19 protein-coding genes are annotated in these 21,755 nt (G+C 53.8%); 10 read left to right on the forward strand and 9 right to left on the reverse strand.

Translation table 11 applies throughout. The features are described 5' to 3' along the window. Positions 1 to 44 precede the first annotated feature (44 nt). Positions 45 to 1,370, reverse strand: a complete 1,326-nt coding sequence (locus BM427_RS07485; RefSeq protein WP_090120491.1) for an MFS transporter — start codon at positions 1,368 to 1,370, stop codon at positions 45 to 47. Between the two features lie 219 nt (positions 1,371 to 1,589). After that, entirely contained in the window at positions 1,590 to 2,120 is a 531-nt protein-coding gene (cybB, locus tag BM427_RS07490; RefSeq protein WP_090120492.1) for a cytochrome b561, read from the reverse strand. A gap of 187 nt (positions 2,121 to 2,307) precedes the next feature. Between cybB and gap the strand changes: the two genes are divergently transcribed. Further along, a complete protein-coding gene (gene gap / locus BM427_RS07495; protein WP_090120493.1) occupies positions 2,308 to 3,309 on the forward strand; it encodes a type I glyceraldehyde-3-phosphate dehydrogenase in 1,002 nt (333 codons plus the stop codon). An 87-nt stretch (positions 3,310 to 3,396) separates the two neighbouring features. Continuing rightward, positions 3,397 to 4,323 (forward strand): alpha/beta hydrolase, encoded by a 927-nt coding sequence (locus BM427_RS07500; protein ID WP_090120495.1) that lies wholly within the window; start codon positions 3,397 to 3,399, stop codon positions 4,321 to 4,323. A 311-nt stretch (positions 4,324 to 4,634) separates the two neighbouring features. Here the strand turns inward: BM427_RS07500 and BM427_RS07505 are convergent, their stop codons facing one another. Both BM427_RS07505 and BM427_RS07510 read right to left on the reverse strand, forming a co-directional pair. After that, positions 4,635 to 5,435 (reverse strand): YdcF family protein, encoded by an 801-nt coding sequence (locus tag BM427_RS07505; RefSeq protein WP_090120496.1) that lies wholly within the window; start codon positions 5,433 to 5,435, stop codon positions 4,635 to 4,637. A 107-nt stretch (positions 5,436 to 5,542) separates the two neighbouring features. Next, a complete protein-coding gene (locus BM427_RS07510) occupies positions 5,543 to 6,001 on the reverse strand; it encodes a GNAT family N-acetyltransferase (protein WP_090120498.1) in 459 nt (152 codons plus the stop codon). 241 nt (positions 6,002 to 6,242) lie between these two features. Here BM427_RS07510 and BM427_RS07515 point away from each other — a divergent pair, with 241 nt between their 5' ends. From BM427_RS07515 to BM427_RS07530, 4 genes are read left to right on the forward strand one after another with little or no spacing between them, the layout of a single operon-like run. Beyond that, the gene (locus BM427_RS07515) at positions 6,243 to 7,895 is read left to right on the forward strand and encodes an MFS transporter (protein ID WP_090120499.1); all 1,653 of its coding nucleotides are present in this window, start codon (positions 6,243 to 6,245) and stop codon (positions 7,893 to 7,895) included. Positions 7,896 to 7,914: 19 nt separating this feature from the next. Continuing rightward, positions 7,915 to 8,997 (forward strand): HlyD family secretion protein, encoded by a 1,083-nt coding sequence (locus BM427_RS07520; RefSeq protein ID WP_090120501.1) that lies wholly within the window; start codon positions 7,915 to 7,917, stop codon positions 8,995 to 8,997. Further along, entirely contained in the window at positions 8,994 to 10,370 is a 1,377-nt protein-coding gene (locus BM427_RS07525; protein ID WP_090120502.1) for an efflux transporter outer membrane subunit, read from the forward strand. Before BM427_RS07520 ends, BM427_RS07525 begins: the two co-directional genes overlap by 4 nt. A gap of 24 nt (positions 10,371 to 10,394) precedes the next feature. Continuing rightward, complete coding sequence (locus tag BM427_RS07530; protein WP_090120504.1) at positions 10,395 to 11,057, forward strand: O-methyltransferase; 663 nt, start codon at positions 10,395 to 10,397, stop codon at positions 11,055 to 11,057. Positions 11,058 to 11,130: 73 nt separating this feature from the next. On the opposite strand, the gene hrpA is transcribed toward BM427_RS07530, so the two are convergent. After that, positions 11,131 to 15,033 (reverse strand): ATP-dependent RNA helicase HrpA, encoded by a 3,903-nt coding sequence (hrpA, locus tag BM427_RS07535; RefSeq protein WP_090120505.1) that lies wholly within the window; start codon positions 15,031 to 15,033, stop codon positions 11,131 to 11,133. A gap of 198 nt (positions 15,034 to 15,231) precedes the next feature. Here hrpA and azoR point away from each other — a divergent pair, with 198 nt between their 5' ends. Further along, the gene (azoR, locus tag BM427_RS07540) at positions 15,232 to 15,837 is read left to right on the forward strand and encodes an FMN-dependent NADH-azoreductase (RefSeq protein ID WP_090120506.1); all 606 of its coding nucleotides are present in this window, start codon (positions 15,232 to 15,234) and stop codon (positions 15,835 to 15,837) included. Between the two features lie 318 nt (positions 15,838 to 16,155). Here the strand turns inward: azoR and BM427_RS07545 are convergent, their stop codons facing one another. From BM427_RS07545 to BM427_RS07555, 3 genes are read right to left on the reverse strand one after another with little or no spacing between them, the layout of a single operon-like run. Next, a complete protein-coding gene (locus BM427_RS07545) occupies positions 16,156 to 16,494 on the reverse strand; it encodes a YdbL family probable chaperone protein (RefSeq protein WP_090120508.1) in 339 nt (112 codons plus the stop codon). Between the two features lie 10 nt (positions 16,495 to 16,504). After that, positions 16,505 to 16,696 carry a YnbE family lipoprotein gene (locus BM427_RS07550; protein ID WP_007371989.1) on the reverse strand — a complete coding sequence of 64 codons (192 nt, stop codon included), beginning with the start codon at positions 16,694 to 16,696 and terminating at the stop codon, positions 16,505 to 16,507. Further along, entirely contained in the window at positions 16,693 to 19,332 is a 2,640-nt protein-coding gene (locus BM427_RS07555) for a YdbH family protein (protein ID WP_090120509.1), read from the reverse strand. The genes BM427_RS07550 and BM427_RS07555 overlap by 4 nt, the downstream gene beginning before the upstream one ends. A 171-nt stretch (positions 19,333 to 19,503) precedes the next feature. Here BM427_RS07555 and BM427_RS07560 point away from each other — a divergent pair, with 171 nt between their 5' ends. The 3 genes from BM427_RS07560 (at position 19,504) to BM427_RS07570 (ending at position 21,353) form a co-directional block, all read left to right on the forward strand. Continuing rightward, positions 19,504 to 19,689 (forward strand): hypothetical protein, encoded by a 186-nt coding sequence (locus BM427_RS07560; protein WP_090120510.1) that lies wholly within the window; start codon positions 19,504 to 19,506, stop codon positions 19,687 to 19,689. A 135-nt stretch (positions 19,690 to 19,824) separates the two neighbouring features. Beyond that, on the forward strand, positions 19,825 to 20,814 hold the full coding sequence (locus BM427_RS07565; RefSeq protein ID WP_090120512.1) for a 2-hydroxyacid dehydrogenase: 990 nt from the start codon (positions 19,825 to 19,827) through the stop codon (positions 20,812 to 20,814). 113 nt (positions 20,815 to 20,927) lie between these two features. Then, positions 20,928 to 21,353, forward strand: a complete 426-nt coding sequence (locus BM427_RS07570) for an META domain-containing protein (protein WP_090120513.1) — start codon at positions 20,928 to 20,930, stop codon at positions 21,351 to 21,353. Here BM427_RS07570 and BM427_RS07575 read toward each other — a convergent pair. Next, a complete protein-coding gene (locus BM427_RS07575; protein ID WP_090120721.1) occupies positions 21,350 to 21,616 on the reverse strand; it encodes a putative hemolysin in 267 nt (88 codons plus the stop codon). The genes BM427_RS07570 and BM427_RS07575 overlap by 4 nt on opposite strands. Positions 21,617 to 21,755: the final 139 nt, after the last annotated feature.

Below are 21,755 nucleotides of genomic sequence, written 5' to 3' on the forward strand. Positions count from 1 at the left end.
ACTTATGCATAAAAAAGCGGTGGGTGCGCTCACCGGAATGACATTCAACGTTTCAGCGGTAACCCAGCAGTTTCCCGGGCGCGCAGCACGGTAACGAAGGTAATCAGCGCTGCGGCCATCACGTAAAAGGCCGGTGAAAATTTATCACCGGTGAGGCTAATCAGCCACGCAGAAAACCAAGGTGTGATCCCGCCGAAAAATGTGACGGCAAAATTATAAGCAATGGACAAACCGCCGTAGCGCACGCTGGTCGGGAACAGTTCTGCCATTGCCGCCGTACAGGCGCCGTCGAAGGCGGCAATAAATGCGCCGAGCATCACCATCGCCAGCACTGCCGAGAGGACATCGCCGTTCGCCATCACCATCATCGCCGGATAACTAAGCAAGATAAACCCGGCACAGCCCATCAGCATCAACGGTTTGCGGCCATATTTATCCGACAAATAGCCCATAAGAGGTACCAGCACCGCGACGGAAAAGAGGCCGATAGTCGTGATGGCATAGGCATTGAGTTTGGAAAAATGCAACTCGGTCGCCAGATAACTCGGCATGAACGTTTGCAGCGTCCAGTGCCCGACAGCCTTGATCACCACAAAACCCACGCAGAACAGCAACGCACCCCAGGCGGTAGTCACTGCTTTGCGCAGCGGCGCGCTGGATGTTTCACCGCTCTTCATGGCGGCAATAAATTCTGGTGAATCTTCCAGATGTTTTCGCAGATATAACCCCACCCAACCCAGCGGCCCGGCGATCAGGAACGGGATACGCCAGCCCCAGTCGCTCATCACACTTTCGCCAAGTGTTGCGGTAAGCAGAAAAACCAGCCCGGAGCCGACCACAAACGCCATAAAGCCAAAGTTATCGATCCAGCAGGTAAAATAGCCGCGGCGTTCTGTCGGTGCATATTCTGCCAGGTATGTTGTGGCACCGGAGCTTTCGCCGCCAGCGGCAAAACCCTGCACCAGCCGCGTGATCACCAGCAGTACGGTGGCGGGGATCCCCACCTGATGATAAGTGGGTAACAATCCCATCACGAATGTCGCTCCGGAAGTCAGCAGGATCACGGTCGCCAGCACTTTCTGCCGCCCTTTGCGGTCGCCCAGCGAGCCGAAGAACAACCCGCCCAGCGGGCGCATAATAAAGCCCGCGCCAAATACCGCGAATGATGAGAGCAACGTAACGCTCGGATTGCCAGACTGGAAAAATTGCAGACCAATAATCGCGGCCAACGTGCCGTACAAGCCAAAATCAAACCATTCAACAAAATGGCCGATCCCAGTAGCGAGTAGCACTTTGCGTAATTTGCGCGATCCGGCCACCGGCCCCTGCTCGGCGACCCGATCGAAAGCGTCCTGTACAGGCTGAGTCATATCCCCTCCACTTATCAAAGTGTTTCTATAATAGATATACTATCTACGCAGCTTGTACGAATTCAGCACAGCACAGATGGCGTGAAATGTGATTTCCGCCCTGATTTTCTCGGCGAAAAACCAGATGGGATCACATTTTTACGCCATAAAAAAGCCCCGCATCGCGGGGCGAAATACGTTATTTTAGCCCGATAAGCTTAGCACTATCGGCAGATACCATTAGTTGCGTTTTTTCGGCATCATCCGCAACAGCGTATTGTCTTTATAGTAGTAATGATGCGCCAGCGCTGCTGCAGCATGCAGGCCAATAACAAAATAGCCCAGATTAGCCAGCAATTCATGGTACTCCTTCAGCGTATCCACCAGATCAAAGTTAGACTCTGACGCATACGGCATCACCATGCCGAACGCGACCCACGGCTCGCCACGGTTGTACATCATCAGCAGGCCAATAACGGGCAGAACAATAAACAGAAGATAAATTACCAGATGGCCCAGATGCGCCAGCCCGGTCATCATTGCCGAGGGTTTGGGCACAATCGGTGGCGTCGGGTTTTTTAACCGCGCCAGCAAACGAACGACCATGAGAACAAGAATAGAAATACCGCAGGAAACATGCACCATATTAAACCATGGGCGGTAGCTGCGCGGCGCAAACCCGCGAAACTCCATGGCGCAATAAGCGGTTACGATTAGCAGAAACACCAACCAATGAAGGGTGATTTGCATGGAAGAATATTTACTGCGCATAAGTCGATCCTGAAAAAATAACAGAATGTCAACATAGCCGCATTTTCCTAAAAATTCATTAACTTTTCCTCTTTAGCATTCAGTTATTTACCCTTCGTTGAACGTGATTCATTTGCTCAACAATCCCCTCCAGGCTATCACTGAGGAGTGCAATAACGTGATCATAACCTGAAAAACGGAGTGAAATATGAGCAAAATTGGCATTAATGGATTCGGGCGTATTGGACGCCTGGTACTGCGTCGTCTGCTGGAAACCAACAGCAGCGCGGAAGTTGTCGCAATTAACGATCTCACCTCACCAAAAGTGCTGGCCTATTTATTGAAGCATGATTCTAACTACGGTCCATTTGGCTGGAGCGTGGATTTCACCGAGGATTCGCTGATCGTCAACGGTAAAAGCATTACTGTCTATGCCGAGAAAGAGGCGAAACACATCCCGTGGAGCCGCGCTGGCGCTGAGATCATTGTGGAATGTACTGGCTTTTATACTTCGGCTGAAAAATCACAGGCACATCTGGAAGCCGGTGCGAAAAAAGTGCTCATCTCCGCGCCTGCCGGTGAGATGAAAACCGTGGTCTTTAACGTCAATGATGAAACCATCAATGCTGAGGACACCATTATTTCGGTCGCTTCCTGCACCACCAATTGCCTCGCGCCGATGGCCAAAGCGCTACAGGACAATTTCGGCATCAAAGCTGGCACCATGACCACCATTCATGCCTATACCGGTACGCAGGCACTGGTCGATGGGCCGCGCGGCAAAGATCTACGGGCCTCGCGCGCAGCAGCAGAAAATATCATCCCGCACACCACCGGTGCGGCAAAAGCGATCGGTCTCGTGATCCCGGCACTGAGTGGCAAACTAAAAGGCCATGCACAGCGCGTTCCGGTGAAAACAGGCTCGGTAACCGAACTGGTATCCGTTCTGGAGAAGAAAGTCACCGTCGATGAGATCCACCAGGCACTGAAAAAAGCCGCTGAAAATAATGAATCCTTCGGCTATACCGATGAAGAGATTGTTTCGTCCGACGTTATTGGCAGCCATTTTGGTTCGGTGTTCGATGCCACGCAGACAGAAATCACCGAGGTGGGTGATCTACAACTGGTAAAAACCGTCTCCTGGTACGATAACGAGTATGGTTTTGTCACCCAACTCGTGCGTGTCCTGGAAAAATATCGCACGCTTTAACGTCACATAGGCCGGATGACGTAACGTTTACCCTGTCTGCACTGATGCAGGCCGGGTAAGCACAAGCGCCATAAAGCGAGGCGAAACATGAGAAATATCAGCCCGGAAGATTTATTAACATTGATGAAGGTCGCAGTGCAGCACGCCATTACATTTCCTGTCTGGCCGCAGGGAGAAGCGCCAGGCACCGCCGCCAGCCCGGTGCAGTTTCAACTCGAAACGTTTCACACAGGCCCGACACCGTTTGACCGTTCAGTCACCGGCGTTCGTGCCCCGGAAATTACCGTTTACGCCCCGCAAAACCCCAACGGTGTTGGAATCCTTATCGCACCTGGCGGTTCCTACCGTCGGGTGGTACTGGATAAAGAAGGCAGTGCACTGGCTCCCTGTTTCAATGCCAAAGGGTACACATTGTTTGTGATGACCTACCGTCTTCCGGCAGATCAGCATGCAGAAGGCGCAGATGCTCCGCTGGCGGATATACAGCGCGCAATGCGCACGATCCGCGCCCGTGCCGGGGAATGGCGGCTGGATCCCGCAAAACTCGGCGTGATGGGCTTTTCCGCGGGTGGCCATGTCGCCGCCAGCCTCGGCACACGTTATGACGAAGTGGTTTACCCACCGTCTGACGACATCGACCGTCAGAGCGCCCGCCCGGCATTTATGGCGCTGGTTTATCCGGTTATCACCATGCAAGCCGAAATTGATCATCCGATTTCCCGCCAGCAACTGATTGGCGAGTCACCGACTGACGAACAGGTCCATCATTATTCTCCTGAACAGAATGTTAACAGCGAAACACCGCCGGTTTTCCTGTTGCATGCGGTCGACGATCCGGCGGTCAAAGTCGAGAACAGTCTGGTGATGTTTACCGCACTACGTCGTCTTGGTGTACCAGTAGAGATGCATCTGTTTGAGCAGGGAAAACACGGTTTTGGTATTCGTGATGCACTGGGGTTGCCAGCCGCCGTCTGGCCGGAGCTGATGATGGCGTGGATAGCAACGAAAGTGTAAAAGCCTCCCCCGCGCCTGACGGCCATACATCATCAAGAATGCGCGCCAGAACCTCTTCCTTCGCAGGATTGACGACATCGAGCCAGTTTCACCCTGCTAGCTGCTAGCTGGTGAGTTGACCATCGATAGAAATCAGGTGTTGCACGGGTGCTGTCATGACTTGCCCTGTAAAGCATTTTTTAACCAGTGAACTTATTGTTAAAAAGCTATCCCCGGCGAGGCATTGCTCAGGCGCTAAAATCGCAACAATAAATTGCAAGCGAGGGGGAATAATGTCCGTTTGCCGCATCTTTAGCGCAAACGGGCATTATTCACAGTGAACGGCTGGCGAGCGTGGCGGCAAGGGTCTCATCGGCAATCAGCACCTGCCAGGCCGTTTCCACTGCGGAAGGAAAATCAACGTGAACCAGGAAGTCACGCCCTTTCGGCCCGTAGCCCGTGGCATCATCACGCAGGCGGGGAACTTCGCCCATCATCAGTGACAGGTAGCGATACACGGGCCACAGCCCCTCCTGCTGCGGCTGGAAGGCCAGCCCTGCCGGCGTATTGCATAAACGGGGGGTAATACCCGGCCAGCTTAGCCAGTGCGGTGCGTCCGCACACTGCTGACTTATACGGGCAAAGGTGGCGACGGTGCGGCGCTGCATAGTTGGGTCCTGCACCACCATTGCCGTTTTCGGTTTTATTCCCAGCGAAAGCAGCAAATCAACGCTAAAACGCGCATTCTCGCCGCAGTTTGTTGATTTATCTTCAATCAACAGCTGAGAATCATCAAGGTTCCAGAAGTGACGCCCGATATCCGCCATGATCGCCGCCTCACTGCGTCTGGTCGTTCGTAGCACGTTATAGCGGGGATGGCGCGCAACAGCGTCATACAGAAACCTTGTGGAGTGTCCTACACCTCCCGTAACCAGTAGCGGCGTGTTCAGCGCCGCTGCCAGCGCACAGGCGGCATCGATGGTCGGGATCACCGCATTACCCGCGAGGATCACTACATCCGCGCTTACCGGTATGGGTTTACCGACAAAATCATTTTGCGCCAGCCATTCACCCAGCGTATTCGCTGCTGCTAGCGTGGTTTCCGCTAAGGCGGGAAATGTTGTTATCTGCATCAAAACCTCCTTTGCTTCCCCCGTCAAAGACTAACGCATCTATTTGTTCTGAGCAGGGGATCACTGCGAATCCCGTTTGGGTAAGTCTCTGCACTATGTTTAACTGATCAGCGCTCAGGCAATCTTTTCTCAAAGCAAACGGCTTCCGGCCGCCCAGCATAACGACCGTAGTTTTCGCAGATCTGATAGCCATTGCGTAAATAGAATGCCACAGCCCGCTGGTTGATTTTACGCGTCTCCAGCCACAGCGTTTTAAAGCCATGCGACAGCGCATGCCTTTCCAGCGCCTGCAGGAGTTGTGCGCCCACTCCGCGGGTTTCAGGCCGCGCGTACAGACGTTTAATTTCGCCGATTTCTGCCGACACTTCACGCAGCGCACCGCAGCCAACCGCAATATTGTTGTTGCATGCCAGCAGAAAAATATCCCGTTCACCCCATGCGCTGGTATCAAAGGATGCTCTGCCGCTGCTGCCGGTGATCTGTTGCAACGTAGCGGAAAGCTCATCCTGCAATTGCAGACAGGTTTTATCGTACGGTGAGGTGGGGAAAATCGTTATTGTACTCATTGTGACAGCGTCACCTTTTGTAGGTTATTTTTATGGCTTAAGCGGATCGCCGTGCGAAGGTAATCTATATTTTTCTTATACACTTGCATTAACTTTATTTATATAAGTAATATCGTTAGCACGCTAATCATTGACTGAGTGAAAAACTTTACAAAGATAACTGTGAACTTCGCTGCCTTCAGCTACGCACTCCCCCATACGACAAAACGCAGGGAAACCTGCTTCGAGAGGTTAAGAAGTAATGCGTTTGCCGAAAAGCGATCCGTACACTCCGCGCGAATGGGCCGCTCACGAAAAGCCTATGTTGCTGGGCTCTCCCTCGACGCCTTACCACAGTCCACTGCGTCGTATTGCCTACGGTATTGTTGGCCTGCTGGTCTGTCTGACCGGTGCGCTCGGCAATGCAATGGTGACGGCCAACCTGCAAAACCTTCAGGGCACGTTCGCGGCCTGGTCAACGGAAATCGCCTGGCTGCCAGCGGTGTACGTAATGACCAACGTTTCTATCAACCTGCTGCTGGTAAAGTTTCGCCAGCAGTTTGGGCTGCGCGCCTTTACGGAAGGGTTTCTGGTGCTGTATGTGTTAGTGACCTTTTTCCACCTGTTTATTAACGATCTCAGTTCGGCAATGTTTGTGCGCGCCGCACACGGCATGGTTGCCGCCGCACTCAGCTCACTCGGCATTTACTACCAGATCCAGGCATGGCCGGCGAAACATCGTCTGAAGGCGTTAACCATTGGTATTACGGGTTCGTCGCTGGCCATCCCGATGGCCCGCTTCTTCTCAAGCGAACTGCTGCAACTCGATGAGTGGCGTGGGCTTTACCTGTTTGAGCTGGGCCTGGCGCTCATCTCCCTGGGCTGCGTGATCGCCCTAAAATTGCCGCCAGGGGATCGTAAAAAGGTGTTCGAAAAGAAGGATTTCATCACCTTCTTTTTGCTGGCGCCGGGCATGGCGCTGCTCTGTGCGGTTCTATCGCTGGGCCGTCTTGACTGGTGGTTAGAAGCGCCGTGGATAGGTTGGGCGCTGGCGGCTGCGGTGGTACTGATCGTTGCGGCCATTGCGTTTGAACATAACCGCAGTAACCCGCTGCTCAATACTCGCTGGCTCTCCAGCGGCAGTATTGTGCGTTTGGGGCTGATTATGCTGTTGATCCGCATCGTGCTGGCAGAGCAGAACACCGGCGTTTTCGGTTGGTTGCAATATGTGGGGCTGCAAAATGAGCAGATGACAAAACTGGCATGGTCGATTCTCGCGGGGATTGTCTGCGGCATTGTCACCAGTTGCCTGACCATTAAACCTCAGCGGCTGGCGTGGCCGATTGTCACATCGCTGGTGTTAATGATTATCGCCTCGCTGATGGACAGCCACTCCACCAGTCTTACGCGGCCCAGTCAGCTCATCATCAGCCAGTTTTTACTCGGTTTTGCCAGCGCCTTTTTTATTGCACCAGCAATGCTCGCAGGCATTGGCGGCGTGATAGCAGAGCCGCGAAACCTGGTCAGCTTTTCGGTGCTGTTCGGTATGAGCCAAAATATTGGCGGCCTGCTGGGTTCGGCAATCCTCGGTACGTTCCAGACATGGCGTGAGAAATACCACTCCAGCCTACTGGCCGAGCAGCTCACTACCCTCAATCCGCTGGTGAACGACCGATTGCAGCTATACAGCCAGATGTATCAGAGCATGCTCGGCGACAGTTCGCTACTGAGCACCCAGGCTGTGACACAACTGCAAACGGTCTCCACGCTGGAAGCCAACATTCTGGCCTACAACGATACCTATCTGCTGACGGCCAGTATCGCCGCCGCCACGCTAATCTGGATTTTATGGCGTTTGTTGCGCCTGAATATTACCGCACGCCTTGCCTTAAAGCGGGCGACTGGGACCAAATAATAACGTTACTGGAGTGTTTATGAGCCAGCAGGATGCCGCCAAAGAGCGCGCCAGCACCCGCAATAATGTTCGCATCGTATCCCTCTTCACCGCCGCCGCCATAGGCCTGGTCGGTGTGCTGGTGATCCTCTACGCGTGGCAATTACCACCGTTCACCCGGCATACAGAGTTTACCGACAACGCCTATGTGCGTGGGCAAACCACCTTTATCAGCCCGCAGGTCAATGGGTATATCACTGACGTGCCAGTACAGGATTTTGTCTGGGTGAAGAAAGGTGAACTGATTATGCAGATCGACGATCGTATTTATCGCCAGCGGGTGGATCAGGCAAAAGCGACGCTGGCGATGAAAAAGGCCGCACTGACAAATAACCTTCAGCAACGTAAAAGCGCAGAAGCTGTGATTGAACGCAACAAAGCAGCGCTGGCCAGCGCCAAAGCCCAGGATCTGAAATCGCAGGCGGATTTAAAACGCGTCAAAGCGTTAACCGCCGACGGTTCGCTGTCGATTCGCGAGCGAGATACCGCCCTTGCCACGGCGGCGCAAAGCACCGCCAGTATCGCGCAGGCTGACGCGACGCTGGAGATGTCGCGCCAGGATCTGCAAACCACGATCGTCAATCGCGCTTCGTTGCAAGCGGATGTGGAAAACGCCGAGGCGGCGCTGGAACTGGCGCAAATCGACCTGCAAAACACCCGCATTGTTGCCCCGCGCGACGGGCAACTGGGGCAGATCAGCGTGCGGCTTGGCGCGTACGTGGCTGCCGGCACGCACCTTACTTCGCTGGTTCCGTCACAACGCTGGGTGATCGCTAATCTGAAAGAGACGCAGTTGGCGGATGTCGTCGTCGGCCAGCCGGTACGTTTTACAGTAGATGCGCTCGATGGCCGCAGTTATCACGGCCGTGTCGAGAGTCTCTCTCCGGCAACGGGCGTTGAATTCAGCGCCATCAGCCCGGATAACGCTACCGGTAATTTCGTCAAAATCGCCCAGCGTATTCCGGTGCGCATTCAGGTTGACGGTAACGAAGATGATATTGCCCGCCTGCGTCCGGGGATGTCGGTACAGGTCTATATTGATACCCGGGAGCTGCAAAAATGAGGCGTCTCTCGCTCTTTATTGCCCTCGCCTTTACGCTGGTGGGCTGCCAGTCTGCTGATGTGCAACAGGCTCAATCGACATTGGAAATCCCGGCAGCCTGGCGCAGTGCCAATGGCCCGCTCGGTAAAACGGATAGCGTCTGGTGGCGCGGTTTTCATGACGGCCAGCTTAATCGTTATGTTGATCAGGCGCTGCACTATAACAGCGACGTGCTGATTGCCCGCGAACGGGTCAATGAGTACCAGGCGCGGGTTTATGCTGCCAATAGCGCATTGTTCCCGGAACTTGATGCCGGGCTTTCCGGCACACGCGCGCGCTCACAATCGGCAGCGACCGGTTTGCCGATTCACAGCACCCTCTATAAAGGCAGCCTGACGGCCAGCTACGATGTCGATATCTGGGGGGCGAACCGCGGCGCCGCACGAGCGGCGGATGCCTCGCTGGCGGTGCAGAAAGCGGCGGCAGCGGCGGCTGATTTAACCGTCGCCACTAATGTAGCTTCCGGTTATCTCACCCTGTTGTCGCTAGATGCACAGTTACACGTCACGCAAGAAACAGTAAAAGCCCGGCAAGAAGCGTGGGATCTTGCCCGTCGCCAGTATGAGACTGGCTATACTTCTCAACTGGAGTTGATGCAGGCAGATTCCGAGCTGCGCGCTACCCGTGCGCAGGTGCCGATGTTACAGCACCAGATAAACCAGCAGGAAAATGCCCTGAGTCTGTTGCTCGGCAGTAACCCTGGCGCGGTCAACCGCAACACTTTTGCACAACTGACGCCGCTGAAACTGCCGTCACAGTTGCCCTCTTCGCTGTTAAACCGGCGTCCGGATATTGTACAGGCGCAGCGCCAGCTCGTCGCCGCAGATGCCTCACTGGCATCAAAGCAGGCGCAACTATTGCCATCACTCAATTTGACGGCTACCGGCAGTATGCAGGACAGGACGCTGCCAGGCCTGCTTGATAACCCATTACGTTTGTGGAGCCTTGGCGGTAGCATTCTTGCCCCGCTGCTTAACCGCCAGGCGCTGAATGCGCAGGTGGATATCTCGATGTCGCAGCGGAATCAGGCACTGTACAGCTACGAAAAAACCGTGCGTAACGCGTTTAAAGAGGTGAATGACAGTCTGGACGCCATCACCCGCCTTGGCGAGCAACTGGCCGAACTTGAGGGACAACAGCAAGTCGCGCAGGAGACGCTACGCATTGCGAAAAACCGTTACAACAATGGGTATTCCGCCTATCTGGATGTGCTGGATGCCCAGCGCACCTTGTACTCTGCGCAACTGAATGCGGTGCAGGTGAAAAATAACCTGTTGCTGGCGCAGGTGGATCTCTACCGGGCACTGGGAGGTGGCTGGTCAGGGATTGAATGAATTTTGATAATCAGGAGTGATGTTATGCAGCAGAAATGGTCCGCAGTGGATGAATACTTAGCGCAAAAACTGATCCCAAAAGATGAGGTATTAGAACAGGTACTGGCGAATAATCAGCGCGCCGGGCTTCCGGCGATTGATGTCTCGCCCATGCAGGGGCAATTACTGGCGCTGTTAGTTCGCATGGTACGGGCAAAGCGAATTCTTGAAATTGGTACGCTTGGCGGTTACAGCACGCTGTGGATGGCGCGTGAACTGCCGATAAACGGCGAGCTGTTAACCCTGGAAGCGGAGCCACTGCATGCGACGATTGCCCGCGAAAATCTGCATCTTGCTGGCGTAGCGAACCTGGTTACCGTCGCTGAAGGTCCGGCATTACAAACGCTGGAAAACCTCGGCGAGCGCCCGCCGTTCGACCTGATCTTTATTGATGCCGATAAACCCAATAACCCCAGCTACCTGAAATGGGCGCTGCACTATTCTCGTCCTGGCACGTTGATTATTGGCGATAATGTGGTGCGCAACGGGGAAGTGACCAACCCGACCACCACCGACGCCAGCGTACAGGGCGTGCGTAAATTTATTGATATGTTGAGCGATGATCCGCGCCTGACGGTTACGGCCATGCAGACTGTCGGCGTGAAGGGCTGGGACGGTTTTACGCTGGCGTGGGTAAACGCCATCTAAAAATGCCGGATAGCGGCTAACACCGTATCCGGCCTGGAAACAACAAACCAGAGAACTGATAAGCTCAACACCATCAGGCGCTGATTTGGTCCATCGCCTGCAAAATGCGCTTATCGGAGATGGGATAAGGTGTTCCGAGCTGCTGGGCGAAATAGCTGACGCGCAGCTCTTCTATCATCCAGCGGATCTCTTTCACCTCATCATCATCGCGGCGAGCGGGCGGCAGCTTATTCAGCCACTGCTGCCACGCTTGCTGCGTCTGCTCCACTTTCAGCATCTGCGCACGGTCACGGTGTGGATCGACCGCCAGTTTCTCCAGCCGTTTTTCGATCGCCTGTAAATAACGCAGCGTATCGCCCAGGCGGCGGAAACCGTTGCCGGTCACAAAACCGCGGTAAACCAGCCCACCCATCTGCGCTTTGATATCCGACAGCCCCAGCGCCATGGTCATATCAACACGCCCTTTCAGACGCTTGTTGATATTGAACACTGCGGTGAGGATCTGCTCGACCTGTTTGGCGATATCGACCACCGTTTCGTTCAGTTCGGCGCGCACTTTTTCATGCAGCGCGGCAAAACCCTCTTCCGTCCATACCGGGCCGCCCGCCTCATCGATCAGCTTATCGACACCGCAGGAGATACAGTCATCAATCAGATCCAGAACTTTACCGTAAGGGTTAAAGTAGAGGCCCAGTTTGGCCTTGTTCGGTAATTTTTCATGCAGGTATTTGATGGGCGAGGGAATATTCAACAGCAGCAGACGGCGGATACCGCGCCACATTGCCTGTTGTTGTTCCTGCGGGTTATCGAACAGCTTGATCGCGACACTGTCACGTTCATCCACCAGCGCGGGCCAGGCTTTCACCTTATAGTTGCCGCGCTTCTGCTCGTAGCTTTCCGCAAGCGTGCCGAAACTCCAGATGTGCAGCCCGCTCTGCTCGATGCCGTCATCGGCCACTGCAGACAGCGTTTCCCGCACTTTACCTTTCAAATTCTCTTTCAGTTCCGACAGCGAGCGTCCTTCCAGCAGCTTCTTGTTGTTGTCATCCACCACACGGAAGCTGATTTTCAGGTGATCGGGAACCTGATCCCAGTGCCAATCATCGCGGTCAACGGTCACGCCGGTCATACGGCGTAATTCGCGCTCCAGCGCATCCAGCAGTGGCAGCTCCAGCGGCGTAACGCGGCCAAGAAAGGCTTCGGCATAATTCGGTGCCGGAACAAAATTGCGGCGCGTTGGTTTTGGCAGTGATTTGATCAGCGCAATGACCAACTCGCGGCGCAGACCGGGGATCTGCCATTCGAAACCGCTCTCGTCCACCTGGTTCAGCAACGGCAGCGGGATATGTACCGTCACGCCGTCAGCATCTGCGCCGGGCTCAAACTGGTAGCTCAGCCGCAGCTTAAGATTGCCCTGATGCCAGAAGTTCGGATAGTCGAGTTTGCTGACGTTTTCTGCCCCCTCTTTAATCAGCATGCTCTTTTCAAAGTTGAGCAAATCCGGCGTTTCACGGCTGGCCTTTTTCCACCAGCTATCAAAGTGGCGGGCCGAGATCACCTCGTGGCTGATGCGCTGATCGTAAAACTCAAATAACGTCTCATCATCCACAAGAATGTCGCGGCGTCGGGATTTATGTTCTAACTCTTCCACTTCAGCACGCAGTTTCAGATTCTCGCGGAAAAAGGCGTGACGAGTTTGCCAGTCGCCTTCCACCAGCGCATGACGAATAAACAACTCACGACACAGCGCCGGATCGATCTGGCTGTAGTTCACCTTGCGCGCGGCGACAATCGGTAGCCCATAAACGGTGACTTTTTCTGTCGCCATCACCGCGCCCTGCGCACGCTCCCAGTGCGGCTCGCTGTACGAACGTTTGATCAGATGTTGTGCGACCGGCTCCACCCACTCCGGATCGATGCGGGCAGCAATACGTCCCCATAGACGGCTGGTTTCCACCAGCTCTGCGACCATTGCCCATTTTGGGGGTTTTTTAAATAACCCCGAACCGGGGAATATGGCGAAACGGGCATTGCGCGCACCGGTATATTCCTGCTTTTCCGCATCTTTCATGCCGATATGCGACAACAGTCCGGTCAGCAGCGCGATATGAATTTCGCGGTACTCTGCTGGCTCGCTGTTTACCGGAATGCCTAACTCTTTCACCACCTGGCGCAGTTGGGTATAGATATCCTGCCATTCGCGCACGCGCAGATAGTTGAGGTAATCCACCCGGCACTGACGGCGGAACTGATTCGATGACAGCGCTTTTTGCTGCTCGCCCAGGTAGTTCCATAGGTTCACAAAGGCGAGGAAATCAGACTCTTTGTCGTGGAAGCGTTGATGTTTTTCATCCGACGCTTGCTTTTTATCCAGCGGACGTTCGCGCGGATCCTGAATCGACAACGCCGACGTGATAATCATCGCTTCACGCACGCAACCATGTTTCTGCGCTTCCAGCACCATACGCGCCAGACGCGGATCGACCGGCAGTTGTGATAGTTGGCGGCCCAGCGGCGTGAGTTTATAGGCGGTTTGCTGCTCATCGGTCGTAATAGCGCCAAGCTCTTCCAGCAGGCGCACACCATCCTGAATATTGCGTTTATCCGGCGCTTCAACAAACGGGAATGCGGCGATATCGCCCAGCCCCAGCGCGGTCATTTGCAGAATGACCGAAGCCAGGTTGGTACGCAGAATCTCCGGATCGGTAAATTCCGGGCGCGACAGGAAATCATCTTCCGAATAGAGACGAATACAGATCCCTTCTGAAACGCGTCCACAGCGGCCTTTACGCTGGTTAGCGGAAGCCTGCGAAACCGGCTCGATCGGTAAACGCTGCACTTTGGTGCGGTAGCTGTAGCGGCTGATACGCGCCGTGCCTGGGTCTATCACATATTTGATACCTGGTACGGTCAGAGAGGTTTCGGCTACGTTAGTCGCCAGCACAATGCGGCGTCCGCTGTGCGGCTGGAAAACGCGGTTCTGCTCGTTGTTCGACAAACGCGCATACAGCGGCAGGATCTCGGTATGGCGCAGATCGCGTTTGCTTAGCGCATCGGCGGTATCGCGAATTTCACGCTCGCCGCTCATAAAGATCAGGATATCGCCCGCGCTTTCACGGCCGAGTTCATCAACCGCATCAAAAATCGCCTGTAATTGATCGCGTTCCGTGTCATCCGCTTCTTCAACAATCGGCCGATAGCGCACTTCCACCGGATAAGTACGACCGGAAACTTCAATGATTGGCGCATTATTGAAATGGCGCGAAAAACGTTGCGGATCGATAGTGGCAGAAGTGATGATGATTTTCAGATCCGGGCGTTTTGGCAGCAGTTCGCGCAAGTAACCGAGCAGGAAATCGATGTTCAGGCTGCGTTCGTGCGCTTCATCGATGATGATGGTGTCGTACTGCATCAGCAGACGATCCTGTTGGATCTCCGCCAGCAGAATACCGTCGGTCATCAGTTTAACCATGGTGTTATCACTGACGTGATCGCTAAAACGGACTTTGTAACCGATGCAGCCGCCCGGTTCAGTTTTCAACTCTTCAGCAATACGGTTTGCCACGGTACGCGCCGCCAGACGACGTGGCTGCGTGTGACCAATCAGGCCTTTCACGCCGCGCCCCAGTTCCATGCAAATTTTCGGTAACTGGGTCGTTTTACCGGAACCGGTCTCCCCGGCGACGATGACCACCTGGTTATCGCGCACCGCTTCAAGAATCGCCTGTTTCTTCTGACTGACCGGCAGGTTTTCCGGGTAATCAATTTGCGGACGAGCCGCTTCGCGCAGCGCTACTTTTCCCGCCGCGTCGCCGATCTCCTGCGCGAGTTGGCGCAGCAGCGCTTGCTGAGATTCAGGATTTTTAACTTTCTTGCTGCCATGTAGACGGCGAGCGAAGCGTTGTCTGTCGCGCAACATCAGGGTGTCGAGGCGCGGCGATAGATCGGAAATCGTTAAGGTATGTTGTTCTGTCATAACGTTATTGGGCAGAGCACTGCCGGAAAACTGCGTAAGTTCTTAATGGACGTAGAATATCACATCGTGGCACAGCTTGCCTTGTTCAAGAAATTCGAACATAGGATTCGATATATTGCGCTATTCAAGGCAGAAATTTGTGCATACAGTGTCACGAATTACGGGGCGACCCCATATCAATACAAAAAGGAACCACCCATGAGTAAAGTGTTAGTTCTTAAATCCAGTATTTTGGCAGGGTACTCACAGTCTGGTCAGTTGGCTGACTATTTCGTTGAACAGTGGAGCGCGAAACATGCTGGCGATCAAATCACCGTTCGCGATCTGGCCGCAAACCCGATTCCGGTGCTGGATGGCGAGCTGGTTGGTGCGCTGCGTCCGAGCGATGCTCCGCTGACACCACGCCAGCAGGAAGCGCTGAAACTCTCCGATGAGCTGATTGCTGAATTGCAGGCTCATGATGTGATCGTGATTAATGCCCCGATGTACAACTTCAACATCCCGACGCAGTTGAAAAACTACTTTGACCTGGTCGCTCGCGCTGGCGTGACCTTCCGTTACACCGAAGCTGGCCCGGAAGGTCTGGTGAAAGGCAAACGTGCGGTGATCCTCTCCAGCCGCGGCGGCATCCACAAAGATACCCCGTCTGACCTGATTGCACCGTATCTGAAGCTGTTCCTTGGCTTTATCGGCATTACCGATGTGAACTTCGTGTTCGCTGAAGGCATTGCTTACGGTCCGGAAGTGGCTACCAAAGCGCAGACCGACGCCAAAGCGGCTATCGATAGCCTGGTCGCAGCATAAGATATTCTCCCTCTCACCGTCCGGTGGGAGGGGTTTCTCCCGCTCTGCTCCGCCATATAGCGCTTCGTCGCTGCCAGTATCGTCTGTAAAAACCATCGAACTGTTCGACTTGCCGGGAAAGGTGTCGTGAAATGTTGTCTTTAATTTTTTGATCAACCGGCAGGTGCAAATTATGCGACGCCTGGTACAACGTATGTATGCGCAATAAAAGCCCGGCATTATTCATAGGGGATGCTGAAAAAGCAGAACGGAGGTGGGCGATAACACGGCGGGCGGAACAGGTGATGGCGTGGTTACGCCAGCACCTCAGTGATGAAATCAATGTGCCGCTGACGATTTCTTCAGCCATTTACCGTTAATGCCCTGCACATACTCGCCGGGACGGGCGCGATCCACCAGTTTCTGGCCCGCCATTTTCGCCACATCATCAACGGAAATGTTATTGCTATCGGCCAGTTGCTGGTAACTTTCGGCACGCGCTTTGTTAATGCGATCCACCAGTGCCAGCGTCTCTTTATCGTGGCTTATCGGCGCAACATAACCGGTTAAGGTTTCCCCCACCCGACCTTGTGAACGGGCTTCATCCAACGTCAATGCCTGCGCAGTTGTGCTGGCGAGGCTCAGCGTCAGCAATACCATCAGCACTTGTTTTTTCATCATGATGGCCTCAGAACAGATCGCTGCGCGATTTCAGCAGGGTTTCGACATCTTTATCCACTTTGATGTGGATTTCATGCTCGATCTTCACATTCATATTGATGGTGATCGGCTCTTTGGGTGCCGCCACCTCAATGCGCGGCGTACAGCCAGCCAGCAAGGTGGTGATTGCCAGCACCGGCACGGCTATCGGGGTTTTCATTGTATTTCCTCACACTTTTCGCCCTTCGCACAGCGCGCCTGGGGAAGCGCGGCATGTTGCTCAAGCCATGACTGCAAATTGTCGCCAAAACGTAAACTGCGCCATAAGGTAAAGACGTTTTCTTCATGGGTATAGTTCAAATTCACGGTACTGCTCTTCCCTTCAACATAGCTGGTACCACGAATGCTAGCCCGCATTTTTAACACGCCAAGATTATCCAGATCTATCTTTGTCCAGGAACGGGAAATTTCCATATAACGCAACCAGTTGATAGCCGTGCCCGCCGTTATGTTGTCGTTCACCACGGCATCTGCAGTATCCTTGTCGATACGCAACGTCATTGGGCCGGGGTTGTGCAGCCAGCCGTCCTTAATTATCCATTGCGGGTTATCCAGCCACAGCGGCAGCGCGCCGTCAAAAGGCCCGGAGAGCGCAAACTGTTTCGGATTCACCGCGCTGATCAGCTCGCTGGACGAAATATGATTGATACGCACCAGCGCCGGATCGTGCTGCGGCATGCGCAATTGCTGCATGGTCACTTTACCGCCGAGCACATCGACGTTGACATCGCTCAGGATGAGCGGGTTTTCTTCGCTCCAGGGCCAGGAGCCCTGTAAATCAGCGGTAATATTTTTGGCTGTCACCTGGTTAACAATTTCGCCAATGCGCAGCGACACTGGCCTGCGGGTCCCCAGTTGCCAGGCAGCATTGCTGTAGCGGAATGGCAACACAAAATCGACACCCTTGATTTCATTATCCGGCGTCCAGACGCTACCGCTTTTCAGCACCCCGTGCCCGCCAGCTTCAAAACCTTGCCTGGCCGCCGCAGAAAATGCCACCTGAGCGTAGAGTGAGCCATTGAGCAGCTTCATCTTCCAGTCTGGTGGGATCAATGGCTGGAAAACACTGAGCGACTGGCGCGGCCACCAGGCCTGCCCGCGTAATCTTTCGCCATCCCAGCGGCCATTCACCTGCACAGGGCCGATGGCATCGGCCCTCAGGGTGCCTTTAAACTGAAAATGGGTGGGATTGGTGCCATCGACGCTGAATTTTAGTTGCGAGGTGGGCAAATGGCTACCGCCGTTAAAGGTTGTTTGCCCGGCATCCAGCGCCAACGCACCGCTGAATTGCGGCTTCTCCTCATCCCGTACCCATTTCACGGGCGCATCCAACACCAGCCGGGGCGCACTGATTTGCATCGCACCGTACTGAAGTTGATCAAAACCGGTTGAAAGATCGGTCAGCGTGATGGTGTTGTCCTGCCACTGACCGCGACCGGCAACATCCCAGCGTGCATTCATCGGCGTAAAATGACCATCACCCCAGTAACGCCAGCGCCACTCGCCATTATCGGGTAAAAAATTCTGTGCCCGCCCGTCGAGATGCAGGTGCAAATCGCCCATCACATTGTCGTGCGCGCGAAGAATAGCCTGCAGACGGCCACCGACGCCCTGCCGGGTCAGTTTTACGCCCGCCAGCGGCCAGCGCACCTCATCAACATTCAGTGAATCGATTACCCGCCCGCGCGAACGCAGCAGCGCGCCTGGCATAAAGGCCAGTTTCGGCTCATCAAAACTGCCGCTCAGTTGCGCTGGTAATACGGCGTAAAACACCAGGTCGCCCTGCTTCGCTTCTCCGGTCAGTTGCAGCGGCATGGCACTGTCGGTCATGCTGAGGCGACCCGGACCGATTGTCAGCACGGCGTTACCTTTACCGGCTTCACCCTGCGTCAGCACGTTCAGTCGACCACTTATCTGCGCCTTCTCCAACCCCTGCTGCCAGTTATCAACCTTCAAACCTACGCGCCCACTCAGCGGAAAATCGGCATACGGCCAGTTCCAGCGCCCATCACTGATGGCGAGTTGTTCGCTGGACACCCGCCAGGGTAAATCAAGCAGCGGATCGCTGCTGTCGCGCGACATAACAATCGTCTGCCCTTGGTTATCGCGCCACGCCATATCAACATCCACCAGACCGGGTTGTTGGGGCAAAGTGAGCGTACTTTGCATATGACCATTTACGGGCCATCCATTCGGGACAGCGGGCAGCGTAAATTCGCCACCAAGCGTGAATGGCGGCTGGTTATTAAACAGATGCAGCGCGAGCCGGTTGACGCTGAGTGCCTGTCCATGCAGACGGGCCTCAAGCTGCACGCGTTCACCGTTGTAACTCAGGTACTGAATTTCAGGTGTCAATGCCAGCGACAATTTGCCGCTCCATGATTGCCACGGCGAGACAGTTAATTGATCCACCGTAAGCCAGGTGTAAGGCAGCATCGATTGCCATTCGCTCAGTGTACGCGGCGCGGTTGATGTCGCGTTGTTTGCAGGCAACTTATTCAGACAGGCACTATTGATCGTCAACGCGCCTACGTGCAACTGCCAGCGGCTTGGGCGGGAAAGCTCCGCATTCTGGAGCCACGCCAGTTGGCAATCGTCAACCCAGTAGCGCAGATCGGGAATATTCAGTGAATGGCGTGTAAAGCGCGGGCGCTCTTCCAGCGCAATGCGCGTACCAACAGGCAACCAGATCCCGGCAACGGTCGGCACCCATTGCGCCAACGTCATCAGTAACGTTAACGGCAGTAGTATCAATAATAAAACCAGTGCGATGGCGGCTTTGTATTTACCCTTCATGGGCAGCTAATATCCTGATTTATCGTGTGATTAAGCCAATTCTGCTGGATATTGTGACATGTTTAACCACCCTGTTAAAAGCGTGAGCCGCTTTAATCATAGTCTGGCTGTTGCATTTTCAGTAGCAGAGGACGATATTGCTGCGAAATCATTACGCTATAGGTTTAAGGAATGTTCACTAAAGGTTCTCTGATCCGCGGCTGGTTTGCGGGTGCTACCATTTTCACCTGTTTCACGTTTGGTGATTATCTCAGTGCAAATGTGTTTCACGACTCGAAAATCCCATGGATTATCAGTGTGCTGCTGGCTTTTATCATTAACTGGGTCTCTAACAGTACTCTCAAGCAACTGCGCTAATACTGTCGGCGCTGCAGGCAGTTATACTGAAAGCAGACACATTCATCACACCTGTGATTATCAATAAAATTTGAATGTTTACATAATAATTTTATGCAGTGATAATGTAGGCAGGAAACCGTTGGAGAAAGCCTTATGAAGCTCGCGATATATAGCACAAAGCAATACGATAAAAAGTATTTGCAGCAGGTAAACGAGAGTTATGGCTACGATCTTGAATTTTTTGACTTTTTGTTGACGGAAAAGACCGCCAAAACCGCCAACGGCTGTGAGGGAGTGTGTATTTTCGTCAATGATGACGGTAGCCGTCCGGTACTGGAAGAGCTAAAAAAACTGGGTGTGAAATTTATCGCGCTGCGCTGTGCCGGGTTCAACAATGTCGATCTTGATGCGGCCAAAGAACTCGGGCTGCAAGTGGTGCGTGTACCTGCCTACTCACCGGAAGCGGTGGCGGAACATGCAATTGGTATGATGATGACACTCAACCGTCGTATTCATCGTGCTTATCAGCGTACCCGTGATGCCAACTTCTCGCTCGAAGGTCTGACCGGTTTTACGATGTACGGCAAAACAGCTGGCGTGATTGGCACCGGCAAAATCGGCGTTGCGGCGCTGCGTATCCTGAAGGGGTTTGGTATGCGCCTGCTGGCGTTTGATCCCTACCCGAGCACAGCGGCGCTGGACCTTGGCGTAGAGTATGTGGATCTTGATACACTGTTTTCTCAGGCGGACGTCATCTCTCTGCATTGCCCGTTGACGCCGGAAAACTTCCATTTACTGAACCGCGCCGCGTTTGAACGCATGAAAAACGGTGTGATGATCATCAACACCAGCCGTGGCGGTCTGATCGATTCGCAGGCGGCGATTGATGCACTGAAGACGCAGAAAATTGGTGCGCTCGGCATGGATGTGTATGAAAATGAACGCGATCTCTTCTTTGAGGACAAATCCAATGATGTGATCCAGGACGATGTGTTCCGTCGCCTGTCGGCATGTCATAACGTGCTGTTTACCGGCCACCAGGCGTTTCTGACCGCCGAGGCGTTGATCAGCATTTCTGAGACCACGCTGGAAAATCTGCGCCAGTTACGTGACGGTGAAAGTTGCCCGAACACGCTGTTTTAATCGGTTTGTGCGGTTCCCCGGCCAGGGGAGCCGTTTTAAGATTAAAACGCAATGATCCCCTGGTTAACCCTGTTAAAATCCCCGCCTTTAATAGAAAATTCTTAGAAGAAGAGATGAAAAAAATTATTCCCTTAATTGCGTTGAGCGTTGCTCTTTCCGCCTGTGTCAGTTCGCGTACTGATACTCTTAAACCGGAGCAACTGGCTAACCAGCGTTTTGTACTGACTACGTTTAACGGCAAAGCACTGACGGCTTCTGACCAGGGTCCGGCTGCGGAAATTCGTTTTGACAAGGATCTGCGCGTCACGGGTAAAATGTGTAACGGCTTTATGGGTCAGGGCAAACTCTCTGACGGCGCATTAACCGTGAAGCACATGGACATGACCATGATGATGTGCGCAGATCCGCAACGTAACGAACTGGATCATACTATCCAGGCAATGCTGAATGATGGCGCGCAGATTGATTTGACCGGCGACCAGTTAACGCTGACAACCGTATCGCAGACATTGATTTATACCCGCGAGCATAACGCTTAGTAATTACCGCAGCTTCCGGTGGCGAGCGCCTGTTCACTACAGCGTTTGCCATTCGGCAATGCACACATTCCCACCATCGAACCATCAAGTTGTCGTGCGGCAGATAACGACCCGCCAATCATTGCGCAATTTGCCTGACCGCGATTAGACATTGCCGCCTTTATGCCTGGCACAACGTGAGCAGCCGTAGCCTGTTGTACAGGTTCACTACTGCATGCCGACAACAGTAAAACAGCGCATATCCCCCAAAACGCAGAACGCATCTCTTCTCTCCCTTTATTAAAGCGAAACCCAAGCATAATAGGCAGCACAGCACAATACGTCGAGAGCTGAAAGTCATCTTTATGCACCGCAGAAACATTTTTTTGCGTTTTTATCGCCTGATGAAGGCAATAAATGCAT

The sequence above is a fragment of the Kosakonia arachidis genome, assembly GCF_900116535.1.
In the GTDB taxonomy this organism is placed as follows: domain Bacteria; phylum Pseudomonadota; class Gammaproteobacteria; order Enterobacterales; family Enterobacteriaceae; genus Kosakonia; species Kosakonia arachidis.